The following is a 12991-nucleotide window of genomic DNA, read 5'->3' as shown; positions in this document are numbered from 1 at the left end:
CATTTAATGGTTAAAGTATGAACTGTGATATCAAGATGAGAGAATGAGGGGTTTACATGAAAAAGATTTTGACAGTTCTGGCAATGTCTTTCAGTGCTTTACTAAGCAGCAATTTTGCAACTGCCGCTCCTCAATTTGATCGAGACTTAGCTGACCATCCTCGTAACCAAGCACACAATAAACATGAATTTCGTGCCGATGCAGAAGAGCGTATGCAAGACAAACGCCGCATGCGTGAAGAACGTGGTGTAAAACGCTTACAACAACATAAATGGCAAACGGGTTATGTCATGCCGCAGCATTATCGTGGCAATGGTTATAAAGTCGATTATCAGGAACATAACTTGCCCCGCCCTGAACGCAAACAACAATGGTATAAAATCAACCAAGACTACATTTTGGTCGATGTCGAAAATCACCATATTTTGCGTATCGCAGGTTTATAGACCTACTGTTGTACATAAACAATATCTAAATACATAGCCCAAAGCTCACTTTGGGCTTTTTTTATAGAGCGATAGTCCGCTCAGGCTCTCCTTGTTTTCTCCATAAAATTCACAATTCACCTCAATTTCCACCATCATTTATCTTGAGTATTTGACTAATTTGGACACATCTACCCCATATTTAAAACTGAAGGTAAGTCGCATGAAAAAATTACTCAGCACCTTAGCACTGTCTTTAAGCGCAATCATGGCAACATCGGCTATGGCAGCACCCGACCATCGTTATGATGATCGTCGTCATCAAGCGAGTGCCACCTATAAACATCACGACAAGCGTTGGGACAATCCACGTCATCATGCACAGTGGGAACAAAAGCGTTATGATCAAAAACGCGTGAATCCAAGTCGTGACTGGCGTGTAGGTCAAAACCTGCCACGTGGATATTACGCGAACCGCTATAAAGTCAGTGATCGTGAAGCACGTCGTTTACCTAACACAGGCCGCTATCAGCAGTGGTATAAAGTCAACGGTGACTATGTGCTGATTAATGAACGTACCCAGCGTATTATTCGTATTATTGGCTAAAACCGTTCAGCCTAAGCTGAAAAACAGCATTTCTCCACAACACCTGAAGCACCATTCAGGTGTTTTTTTATATTTAGACTTCCGCTGCAGAATTTTTTGATTAGAATCAAAGACAGCACCATCGACCATTACAGCAGGCCAACGAATGACTCCGACTGAAAACCCACTCAGCACAACCTTACAATATGTGCATTGGTTTCGACATTCTGCGCCTTATATCAATGCCCACCGCAATAAAACCTTTGTAATTATGTTCGATGGTGAAGCGGTTTTGCATGAAAACTTTCAGCACATTATTCATGATATTGCCCTGCTACACTCACTTGGTATTCGCCTGATTTTGGTACATGGTGCGCGCCCACAAATTAATCAAAACTTAAAATTCAGCCAAATTGATACGCCATTTCATTTGCAACGTCGTGTCACCACCCGCGAATCTTTATCTTGTGTCATGAATGCTGTTGGTTCAATTCGCCTGCAAATTGAAGCCTTATTATCGATGGGGCTAGCGAACTCCCCTATGTACGGCGCACGGATTGATGTGGTGTCGGGCAATTTTATTACTGCCAAACCGTATGGCATTCGTGATGGAGTTGATTATCAACTGACTGGCGAAGTCCGCACTGTAGATGTCGATGCCATTCAACGCCATTTAGAAAATCATAATATTGTGTTGCTCGGTCCAACAGGTTATTCCACCACAGGTGAAGTGTTTAACTTGTTGGCTGAAGAAGTGGCAACTAAAACTGCCATTCAATTAAAAGCTGACAAACTGATTTTCTTAGGCGCGCAGCACGGTTTGCAGAATGCCGAAGGTCAATTGCAACGTGAAGTTCATCCGCAACATTTAAATCCATATATTGAAGATGCTCAGCGACATCATCCTGAATTGGCTTTACACTTAAATGCAGCCCAAGATGCCTCATTAAACGGCGTACATCGGGTACATCTCATTTCCTATGCCTACGATGGTGCTTTACTCGAAGAACTGTTTACCCGCGATGGCTCAGGGACGATGGTGAGTGATGCACACTATGAAGAAGTCCGCATGGCCAATATTCAGGATGTGGGCGGCTTGATTCGTTTATTACGTCCTTTAGAAGAAGAAGGCGTGTTGGTCTATCGTTCACGTGAGCGTCTAGAAAATGAAATTGGACAATTTGCAGTGATTGAACGTGACGGCATGATTCTCGCCTGTGCCGCCCTATATCCAATTCCAACCACAGGTCATGAACTCAAGTCTGCCGAAATTGCCTGTGTCGCGGTTCATCCTGCTTATCGTAAATCCAACCGTGGCCGCCAAATTTTGGATTATTTAGAAGATAAAGCCAAAGCCATGGGCATTCAGCAATTATTTATTTTAACTACCCGCACCGCACACTGGTTTCTAGAACAGGGCTTTGCTCCTGCCAATGTCGATGATTTACCCGATGCACGTCAGGCTTTATATAACTATCAACGCAACTCAATTGTGTGTAAAAAACGGCTCTAAGTGAGGTTTTTTGACAGGTTGAATGATACTGCACAACCAAAATCCAAACATGTTTCACGTGGAACATGCTGCCGATTAAATCAGGTCATCACACCTATATCTGTCAGCACGACAGTGTACGGATGATCAAAATTGGCAGCATCCACACCACTGTTTAGTTTTTTTAAATAAAATTGATGCAAGGCAGGAAGAAACTTTACTTTTATCATTTATATAAAAAATTCAAAAAACTTATTCATTCAGTCAAAAAATACAAAAGCAAGATACTCCCCCTCTGTAACTATGCTTTTAACGGATTTAATAGCTAAGCTACAGAATAAACTAAAAATATTTTAAAAATACATCTTTAAAGGATGCACAAGCCTGATGATTTGCCGTACAATTAATAATTCCCTTTTTTCATTGTTTTAAAATTACGAATGGAACAAAAAAAGAGTACACAAAAACGCCATCAGCTTCTCAATGCTGCACTCGACGTATTTTCCTTATACGGGTTTAGCGGTGCAAGTTTGGATGAAATCGCACAAATTGCAGAGATGCATAAGTCGAATATTTTCTATTATTATGAAAATAAAGAAGCCTTATATGTTGAAGTACTAACTACAGTACTACAAAAATGGCTTGCGCCTTTACAAATGCTTGAAGCCGAACTTGAGCCAGAAGAAGCGATTACCAATTATCTGTTACAGAAAATTGAGGTTTCACGTACTCAACCGAAAGCATCACGTCTATTTGCTTTAGAAGTGATTCAAGGTGCGCCACATATTCAGGAAATTTTAAAAGGTCCTCTGAAAAAACTGGTAAAACGCAAAGCCAAAGTCATTACCATGTGGCAAGAACAAGGCAAACTGTCGAAACAGATTGACCCTGAACTGCTCATTTTGAATATTTGGGCCATTACCCAAAACTATGCTGACTTTGCCACACAAATGGAAATGGTCACAGGTAAAACCTTGCGTAACCGCAGTATGCTGCAACGCGTTTTACAACACACGGTTCACATGATGTTGTACGGTATTGTGCCTCGTCAGGACGAAATCAATGCTACAGAAGCAACTGTTGTCACGGCTGAACCAGCACAGGAAGCGCAAGAATAATCGCGCCAACCTGAACAAATATCCGAATTTAGCTCACGACCCTAGTTTTTACTCGGGTCGTGGCGTTTTGGGCAACTGTATTACTTAACACTTTGATATAACGATAATAATTTTTGTGCGCCTAGCAACAAGTTTTCTTCCCAGTCTAAATGTGCCGTATCATTGGCACCATCGGTAATATATTTGACCGACAACATGCGCACGCCTAGTTTTTTACAGACTTTGGCAATCGCATAGCCTTCCATGTCAACCAACTGACACGGCACTTTCGGTGTCCCCGTTTCAAAACTATCGCCTGTACCGCAAATTCCGTTAGGTAAATGCTCAAAATAGCGTTCCAGCTCAATTTCTGCAGGATGCTCCTGATCCATAGGCGTCACCCCCACCTGAAAACCCAACGGAGAAACATCCATATCGCGCTGCACAAACTGGCACACTTCCACCAAAGCATGCGCATCAAAATGTGAGCTGCCAGCTGTGCCTAAATTCAATAAAGTTTTACAACCAGTCTTTTGAATCACTTCAAAGGCTTTAAATGCAGCATTGACCTTACCAATACCACTGTAATGCACCTGAATCCCAGCTTGCTCAAACAAGCCTTTAGACTCACTGGGCAATGCCATAATTAAAGCGAAATCAGAATTCATCACTATTTACTCGTGCAGATCATTGAAACTGAGCACATTAGAAAAGAAAATCTGGTGCGGTGCAAATCCAGTTCACCTTTCGCGCTCAAATAGTCGGATTTTGCCTGATTTTCAGATAATTTTTCAGGTTAAAAACACAACAGCAAGACGAAAGCGCGAGAATATGGCAATATATAGCCCTTACAAATTTTCAACTTTCATCCGATCATGCAGCTGCTCCGCCTGAATGCTTTATCTTCAACCACTGACCTCGCCCAAACTGCCGTGACCATTGGCAATTTTGATGGTGTGCATGTCGGTCATCAGGCGATGATTCAACAGCTCAAAGAAGTTGCTGCGGCGCAGCAACTCAAAACCGTGGTGATGCTGTTTGAACCTCAACCATTGGAATTTTTTAAAGGCTACGATGCCCCACCACGTATCAGTTCTTTGCGGGAAAAGGTCGAATATCTGACCGAATTGGGCATCGACTACATTGCGGTGGCGAAATTTGATAATCATTTCCGCAGTTTAAGTGCCGAAGCCTTTGCAAAACTTTTAAAAGATACCCTGAATGCCTCGCATTTGGTCTTGGGTGATGACTTCCATTTTGGTAAAAACCGCCAAGGCAATAGCGAGTTTTTGCGCAACTATGGCTTTCAGGTCACCAATTTAAACACCATTGAACTAAATGGTGAGCGTGTTAGCTCAACTCGTATTCGTCAAACTTTACAAGCTGGTGATTTGGCACTCGCAGCCAAACTACTTGGACGCCCGTACAGCATTACAGGGCGCGTCCAATATGGCGATCAAATTGGTCGCACACTTGATTTTCCAACTATTAATGTGCGCTTAAACCGCCATAAACCCTGCTTAAATGGCATTTATGGCGTTGAAGTGCTTTGCGAAACCACCGCTTTAAGCGAAAAAGTCAAACACGATCATCCCGATAAAACGGGTGTTGCAGGCTACAGCCCGAACAGTCTGTTTGGTGCAGGGCATGTAGGTACGCGCCCAGCTATCCAACAAGTACAGCCCGAATGGCGATTAGAAGTACATTTCCCCAATGTTTCTGCTAATCTGTATGGCTTATTAATGCGGGTCACATTTTTAAACTATTTACATGGCGAAAAAAATTACCCTTCGCTTGAAGCACTCAAAGCGGGAATTGATGATGATGTTGAAAAACTTCTTGAATTTCGACAAGATCATCCAAATTTCCCTTTTTAATTTACCCTAAATATTTAATGTAAAACGCGTCAGTCCATGGGCTGATTCAACTGGAAGACAACTTGCATGAGCGATAAGCAAACTCCTGAAAATGCAGTGGATTATAAAGCCACGCTAAACCTCCCAGGTACTGAATTTGCAATGAAAGCAAATCTCGCAGTACGTGAAGCGAAATGGTTAGAAGAGTGGTATGCCGACAACATTTATCAGCAGATTCGTGCATCGCGTATTGGCAAGAAAAAATATGTGCTTCACGATGGCCCTCCGTATGCCAATGGTCAAATTCACTTGGGTCACGCGGTTAATAAAGTCCTGAAAGACATCATTATTAAAAGCCGTGTCATGGATGGTTTTGACGCACCCTACGTTCCGGGTTGGGACTGTCACGGTTTACCAATTGAACTTAAAGTAGAAGAAAAAGTGGGTAAGGTGGGTGTAAAAGTCGATGCTTCGACTTTCCGTAAAGCCTGTCGCGAATATGCTTACACCCAAGTCGAATTACAGAAAAAAGACTTCGTGCGTATGGGTGTATTTGGTGATTGGGACAATCCTTACCTCACCATGAACTTCAAGCAAGAAGCCGATATCGTGCGTTCATTGGGTGCAATTGCCAAAGCAGGTCATATTGAACCGGGTCTTAAACCTGTGAACTGGTGTTTGGACTGTGGTTCTGCATTGGCAGAAGCCGAAGTTGAATATGAAGATAAAAAATCCGATGCAATTGATGTCGGTTTTGCTGTGGTCGATTTAGCCGATTTATCTGCACGTTTGGATGTGCAAGTGAATGATGCCACTGACATCGTCATTTGGACGACTACACCGTGGACTTTACCTGCGAACCAAGCCGTTGCATTACATGCCGAAATTGAATACCAATTGGTGAAGGCACGTGCCGATGAAAAAGCACCACAAAACTTTATTTTGGCCAAAGAATTGGTACTGTCAGCAACTGAACGCTATGGCTTTAGCAGCTATGAAGTATTGGCTGACTTCACAGGTGACAAACTCGAAAACCTGATCTTACAACATCCACTGATTCAAGCACGCCAAGTACCTGTGATTTTAGGTGAACACGTGACCGCAACAAGCGGTACAGGTGCAGTACATACCGCGCCTGGACATGGTGTGGACGACTATAAAGTTGGCTTACAATACAACCTAAAAGTTGACAATCCTGTCGGTGGCAATGGCGTATATTTACCTACTGCACCAATCTTTGCAGGCGAACACATCTACAAAGCCAATCCACAAATTATTGCGACTTTGGCAGAAAACAATAAGCTGTGGGCACATCACCCAATCAAACACAGCTATCCGCACTGCTGGCGTCATAAAACTCCAATTATTTTCCGCGCTACACCACAATGGTTTATCAGCATGGATGCCAAAGGTTTACGTCAAGGCGCACTGAATGCGATTGAAAATGACATCAGCTTTGTACCTGATTGGGGTAAAAACCGTATCCAAGCGATGATTGAAGGTCGCCCAGACTGGTGTATTTCACGTCAACGTACTTGGGGCGTGCCAATTCCATTCTTTGTACATAAAGACACCAACGAATTGCACCCACGCACACCTGAATTGATCGAAGAAGTTGCAAAACTGATCGAGCAAGAAGGGATTGATGGCTGGTACAACCGTGAAGCCAAAGACTTCATTGGTGATGATGCCGAGCACTACAATGCAGTACGCGATACATTAGACGTATGGTTCGACTCAGGCACGACCCACTACGCCGTACTACGTGAGCGTGAAGAGTTACAAGACCCAGCCGATTTATATCTTGAAGGTTCAGACCAACACCGTGGTTGGTTCCAATCTTCATTACTCACCTCGATTGCAATCAATGAACGCGCACCATACAAAGGCTTGTTAACACACGGCTTTGTGGTGGATGAAAAAGGTCGCAAAATGTCGAAATCGTTGGGTAACATTATTACCCCACAAGACATTATTAAAGACATGGGTGCAGACGGCCTACGCTTCTGGATTGCATCGGCAGATTATCGCTATGAAATGACCGCAGGTAAGGAAATCTTTAGCCGTGCCTCTGACGGTTATCGTCGTATCCGTAACACCTTGCGTTTCTTGTTGGCCAACTTAAATGGTTTCAAACCCGCTACAGATGCACTGCCTGTAGATCAGTTGATTGCACTGGATCAATACATCCTGCAACGTGCCGCAGAAGTACAGAAAACCATTCAGCAAGCCTATGAAGATATGAACTTCCATATCGTGACCAGTGCACTGACCAACTTCTGTATTAATGACTTGGGTGGTTTCTACCTCGATATCATCAAAGACCGTCAGTACACCACCAAAGCAGACTCGCAAGCACGTCATTCTGCACAAACCGCTTTGTATCACTTGGTTCAGGCTTTCGTTCGCTGGATGGCACCAATCTTAAGCTTTACTGCACAAGAAGCATGGCCGCTAATTCCTGAGCAATCAGAAAAATACGTGTTCACTGCAGAATGGTATGACATTCCAGTGGCTTCTGAAGCCAACATCTTGGCAGAAGCGGAATGGCAAACCCTAATTGCAGTTAAATCTGCCGTCAATAAATTCATTGAAGCTGCACGTACTGCCAAAACCGTTGGTTCCAACCTGTCTGCTAAAGTTGAGCTTTGGGCGAATGACGAACTCAAAGCCGTATTGGATAAACTAGGCGATGAGCTGCGTTTTGTTCTGATTACTTCACAAGTGATTGTGAATAGCTTTGATGCTGCACAAGGCGAAGCCTCTGATTTAGATGGCTTGAACGTGAAAGTTTCTGCAGCAGATGGCGAAAAATGCGTACGTTGCTGGCATGTACTCCCTGATGTGAATACACATTCTGCACATCCAGGTTTGTGCTCACGTTGTATTATCAACCTTCCAACAGGTCAAGGCGAAGAGAGAAAATATGCCTAATCCACAACACAAAAAGGGCTTATTCCAGTTCTATCCACATAATTTATGGTGGGTAGGCTTGTCCATTGTCGCGATTATTCTCGACCAATGGACCAAATGGATTGCAGTATCGCATCTGAATTACGCAGATCCAGTGCCTGTATTGCCCTTTTTGAATTGGACTTTACTGCATAACTATGGCGCTGCCTTTAGTTTCTTGTCCGATGCAGGTGGATGGCAACGTTATTTCTTTACCTCACTGGCAGGTTTAGTGTCTGTAATTTTTGTATTTTGGCTAATGCGTATGCCAAAAAATGTCATCGTACTGCCTTTGGCGATTGCCTTGATTTTAGGCGGTGCGATTGGGAATTTAATTGATCGGGTCAGTCTTGGCTACGTGGTCGATTTTATTCACGTGTACTACAACAACAGCCACTTCCCTGCCTTTAATATTGCAGACAGTGCCATCACACTTGGCACCATTCTGCTGTTAATTGATACGTTTTTCCTAGAAAAGCACCGAATTGAACGAGCGCAGGCGCAACATGACTGAAATTATTAATCCAAATGATGAAACTCGTATTGAAGATGGCTCAAAAGTCGAATTGCACTTTTCTGTCGCCATTGAAAATGGTGTAGAAATTGACAACACCCGTAGCCGCGCTGAACCTGTGAGTTTGGTTATGGGCGATGGCAGCCTATTACCCGGTTTTGAAAAATCATTATTTGGTTTACGTGCAGGTGACCGTCGTACCGTGAGTCTTCCACCTGAAGAAGCATTTGGTCCATGGAATCCTGAAAACGTACAAACTTTTGATACGGTTAAATTTGAGCAACGTCCAGTTGAAGGACACATGATTGAGTTTGAAGATAAAGCCAAACAAAGCCTCTATGGCGTGGTGAAATCTGTCAACGATGATGTGACTGAAGTAGACTTTAACCACCCTTTAGCGGGTAAAAATATTACCTTTGAAGTTGAAATCTTTAGAGTGACCCCAGCAGGACAACAAGGTATTAAGTTGATGTAATCAATTTGCATACTTACTGCATCTTTCTGCTGTTCAAATCTCCCAAGTACAAGAAAATGAATTTGGGAGATTTTTTATTGAATAAGATAATTATTAAATATAATCAAATACTTAAAATTAAATAAATCCAGTTTATTGATCTATATTTTACCGATATATCGTTGTACGTTTTAGCTTACATGCACTGCAGAAAATTGACGCTAGGCAAAGATCAGCTTTCATTTTATATTTAACACATACAGAAACAGGATGTTTCTAAAAGCAAGAATAACAATAATAAATAATATAACGGCAGGACGCTGAAAGGTATAACAGGAGTAATACCTAAACATAAATCTGAAAAAGCCCCGACATGATGTTGGGGCTTTTTTCTATTTGTTTTTTGTCCTACTTTGAAATAAGTTTGGACCTGAAGAAATTTATTTTATGGAGCCACCAATTTAAGCAATCTGGCAGATTGACCATCTTCAATCACCCAAATATTGCCATCCTGTGCTTGAAGTACGCCACGAATCCGCTGACCCATCTCGATACGCTGTAACTCCCGAACAGGCTGTGCTTGCGTATCCACCACAATAATTGCTTTTGAAGATAAACCACCAAGAATCGCTTTATGCTTCCAATGTGGGAATACATCTCCCGTATAAAACATCAAACTTGAGGGAGAGATGACTGGCGTCCAATCCAGAACAGGGGCTGTAAATTCAGGACGAGTTGCATGGTCTGGAATGGGCAACCCATTATAATGATCACCGTTCGACACCAACGGATAGCCATAGTTTTCGCCTTTGGCAATCAGATTCAACTCATCACCCCCTTTAGGTCCCATTTCTGCAACCCAAAGCTGCCCTGTAGAATCGAATGCCATGCCTAAAGGGTTGCGATGTCCCAAACTCCAGACTTGCTTGGCAATCTCTCCATGTGTTTGAAATGGATTGTCTAAAGGGGTTGTGCCATCTGCATTTAGACACAAAATTTTGCCTAAATTAGATTTTAAATCCTGAGCAGGTTCAAACTTTTGTCGCTCACCAGAACTTATCCACAATTTGCCATCTGCACCAAACTTTATACGATGCGCATAGTGCCCCTGTCCCGATACTTTCGGCACTTGCTGCCAGATTCTTTGAATTTGGGTGAGTTTTGGCGTGGGTTTAGCATCTAATACAAGCTTGCCCCGAATCACGACTGCACCGTAACCACCCGCACCCGCTTCGGCATAACTTAAATAAATCTGCTGATTCTGTTTAAAGTCAGGATCTAAAATGACGTCACCCAAACCACCTTGTCCGCGATAGGCGACTTCAGGGATAGCTTGAACATCTAAGCTTTGACCTGTTTTTGGATCAAAAAGTTTTAATTTCCCCGCTTTTTCTGTAATTAATAGGCGTCCATCGGGTAATTCTGCCAATGCCCACGGCTCATTAAAATCTGCAATTGGCTGTATTTGATAGCGTTGTAAATTTTGTGCAGAAGTTGATTTTGACTCTAAAGCAGCCGTGTTCTGTTTCGGCTCAACTTGCGCATTACACCCTGTAGTTAAACCCAATACAACTAGACATATAAATCCATAGTATTGCCGATTTATCTTGAGCATCCTAATTGCTCCTCTATTCATTCAATCTTTGCTTGTGCTAATCAAGACATCATAATCAATGAAATGTACCTCGTGCACAGTAGAAATGTAGCGATACACACTTTCTTACTTAAATCTTCTACAAAGTGAATAGGCAAAAAATTAAGGAGCAATGCTCCTTAATTTCAAAGTCCCAAAACACTAACGATCAATTAACTATAAGATCGGCTGGCTTTTTTAACCACGCTTGGCTCACTCACCACCTGTGATGTACTTTGTAAACGAATCAGTGCTACTGCAATTGCACCAATCACTGCAGGAATCGCCACCGCCAAAAAGTTCATTTTATGTGGTAAATCCATGCCCAAAAGTACGCCAATAATAATAGGGCCTACAATCGCACCGACACGCCCCACTGCAGAAGCACAGCCGATACCTGTAGAACGAATCGTAAGTGGATAATACTGAGCAACAAAGCTATACAATAAAATACTGCTGCCAATGGCAGAAGCACCTGCTAAGCCCACCAATAAATAAATCACAGGCTGTGGTGAATTAAAGCCTAGACCCACTAGAGAGAATGCGCCCAATAAAAACATGCCAATAATCACAGGTTTTAAGTGGAAACGGTCTGCTAAAATCCCGCCACTGATGGTTCCGATCACAGCACCAATGTTCATCGCCATTAAGAACATTAAACTGTTACCCAGCGAATAACCTGCTGCCATCATCAGTTTTGGCAACCAACTGCCCAAAGCATAAACCATCAACAAACACATAAAGAAGCAGCACCAAAACAGCAAAGTACTCATGCCACGGTTATTTTTAAATAAGGCTGCAATTGAGGCATCTGCGGTTTGTACTTCATTTAATACAAATTGTGTTTGTGGGCTGATATTTTCTTGTGGGCTAATTTGCTGGACGATGTGACGCGCTTTTTCATGTTGCTGTTTTTTCACCAAAAAAGTTAAAGATTCTGGTAAGAAAAACCACAATAAAGGCAAAATAAGTAACGGTAATCCCGCAATATAGAACATCACTTCCCAGCCAAAGCTAGGCGTCAACCATGCACCAAGTAAGGCTGCCATAATGCCGCCCACGGCATAGCCGCTGAACATGGTGGTAACTAAGGTACTACGCATTTTTTGTGGTGCATATTCAGAGGTTAAAGCCACGAGGTTAGGCAATACCCCGCCAATCCCTAAACCTGCAATAAAACGTAAAATACCAAACTCTGTTGGGTTGGATGCAAAGCCGCCCCAAAAAGTAAAGCCACTAAATAACGTCACACAAATTAATATGACATTTTTACGGCCAATTTTGTCTGCCAACATGCCAAACAGCATGGCGCCAAACATCATGCCTGCCAGTGCCGTACTCGCAAGCATACCTGCCTGTACAGCCGTCATATTCCATTCTTGCATCAGTAGTGGTAAAGCCACACCGTTAATCGCCAAATCATAACCGTCAAAAATAACGACAAATACGCACCAAAGTACAATTTTTAAATGAAAAGGTTTAAACTTTGCTTGATCCACTACAGCATTCACATTCATTGTTGTTGCTGTCATTTTTCCCTCACCTCCAATTGTGAGCTTTTTATTTTATAAAAAATGAATGGTTATTCACTTTTGTATATAAAATGAATCAATATTCACTTTTTGTCTACAGCAAAAACTTAACTCTGGTTAATTTTCTTAAAAACCTAGACTAAAGTTGTAGATAAATTCGACTAAATAGACTTGCAGTAATTTATGATATTTTGATATATGCTATATTTTTCACATAATTTATTATTGTAAATATATTGTTTTAAACTTCTTTCTTCTACTTTTCTTCTTAATATTTTCCTTTCCGTATAAAAAAGCCCCCTTGACGTTTATGTCAAGGGGGCTTTGAATAATGAGCTGGCGATGACTTACTCTCACATGGGTAACCCCACACTACCATCAGCGCGAAGAGGTTTCACTTCTGAGTTCGGGAAGGGATCAGGTGGTTCACTCTTGCTATGGTCGCCAGCA

11 protein-coding genes and 1 rRNA gene are annotated in these 12991 nt (G+C 42.3%); 8 read left to right on the top strand and 4 right to left on the bottom strand.

All coding sequences use genetic code 11. The features are described 5' to 3' along the window. The first annotated feature begins 56 nt into the window (after nucleotides 1-56). From FTV28_RS09245 to FTV28_RS09230, 4 genes are all read left to right on the top strand, one after another. Nucleotides 57-446, top strand: a complete 390-nt coding sequence (locus FTV28_RS09245; protein ID WP_179990214.1) for an RcnB family protein — start codon at nucleotides 57-59, stop codon at nucleotides 444-446. A 202-nt stretch (nucleotides 447-648) separates the two neighbouring features. After that, nucleotides 649-1032, top strand: coding sequence for an RcnB family protein (locus FTV28_RS09240; protein ID WP_179990212.1), 384 nt, complete (start codon nucleotides 649-651; stop codon nucleotides 1030-1032). Between the two features lie 145 nt (nucleotides 1033-1177). Further along, complete coding sequence (argA, locus tag FTV28_RS09235; protein WP_179990211.1) at nucleotides 1178-2524, top strand: amino-acid N-acetyltransferase; 1347 nt, start codon at nucleotides 1178-1180, stop codon at nucleotides 2522-2524. 419 nt (nucleotides 2525-2943) lie between these two features. Beyond that, nucleotides 2944-3621, top strand: coding sequence for a TetR family transcriptional regulator C-terminal domain-containing protein (locus tag FTV28_RS09230; protein WP_104852769.1), 678 nt, complete (start codon nucleotides 2944-2946; stop codon nucleotides 3619-3621). 80 nt (nucleotides 3622-3701) lie between these two features. On the opposite strand, the gene FTV28_RS09225 is transcribed toward FTV28_RS09230, so the two are convergent. Further along, nucleotides 3702-4268: a 5'-nucleosidase gene (locus FTV28_RS09225; RefSeq protein ID WP_179990209.1), complete on the bottom strand. Its 567-nt coding sequence runs from the start codon at nucleotides 4266-4268 to the stop codon at nucleotides 3702-3704. A gap of 207 nt (nucleotides 4269-4475) precedes the next feature. Between FTV28_RS09225 and ribF the strand changes: the two genes are divergently transcribed. From ribF to FTV28_RS09205, 4 genes are all read left to right on the top strand, one after another. Beyond that, nucleotides 4476-5477, top strand: coding sequence for a bifunctional riboflavin kinase/FAD synthetase (gene ribF / locus FTV28_RS09220; protein ID WP_179990207.1), 1002 nt, complete (start codon nucleotides 4476-4478; stop codon nucleotides 5475-5477). Between the two features lie 66 nt (nucleotides 5478-5543). Continuing rightward, nucleotides 5544-8390, top strand: coding sequence for an isoleucine--tRNA ligase (ileS, locus tag FTV28_RS09215; protein WP_179990205.1), 2847 nt, complete (start codon nucleotides 5544-5546; stop codon nucleotides 8388-8390). After that, nucleotides 8383-8922: a signal peptidase II gene (lspA, locus tag FTV28_RS09210; RefSeq protein ID WP_004974039.1), complete on the top strand. Its 540-nt coding sequence runs from the start codon at nucleotides 8383-8385 to the stop codon at nucleotides 8920-8922. The genes ileS and lspA overlap by 8 nt, the downstream gene beginning before the upstream one ends. Next, complete coding sequence (locus tag FTV28_RS09205) at nucleotides 8915-9397, top strand: peptidylprolyl isomerase (RefSeq protein WP_179990202.1); 483 nt, start codon at nucleotides 8915-8917, stop codon at nucleotides 9395-9397. Before lspA ends, FTV28_RS09205 begins: the two co-directional genes overlap by 8 nt. Nucleotides 9398-9821: 424 nt before the next feature. Here the strand turns inward: FTV28_RS09205 and FTV28_RS09200 are convergent, their stop codons facing one another. The 3 genes from FTV28_RS09200 to rrf all read right to left on the bottom strand — a co-directional run bounded on the left by FTV28_RS09200 (nucleotide 9822) and on the right by rrf (nucleotide 12990). Continuing rightward, nucleotides 9822-10991: a PQQ-dependent sugar dehydrogenase gene (locus FTV28_RS09200; protein WP_179990200.1), complete on the bottom strand. Its 1170-nt coding sequence runs from the start codon at nucleotides 10989-10991 to the stop codon at nucleotides 9822-9824. 191 nt (nucleotides 10992-11182) lie between these two features. Then, nucleotides 11183-12541, bottom strand: a complete 1359-nt coding sequence (locus tag FTV28_RS09195; protein WP_004974034.1) for an MFS transporter — start codon at nucleotides 12539-12541, stop codon at nucleotides 11183-11185. 334 nt (nucleotides 12542-12875) lie between these two features. Next, nucleotides 12876-12990 (bottom strand): 5S ribosomal RNA (gene rrf, locus FTV28_RS09190). Between the last annotated feature and the right edge of the window lies 1 nt (nucleotide 12991).

The sequence above is a fragment of the Acinetobacter sp. YH12252 genome (assembly GCF_013417365.1).
GTDB classification, from domain to species: domain Bacteria; phylum Pseudomonadota; class Gammaproteobacteria; order Pseudomonadales; family Moraxellaceae; genus Acinetobacter; species Acinetobacter towneri.
Note: the sequence above shows the minus strand (reverse complement) of the source record. Positions and strands in the feature narration are given on the sequence as shown.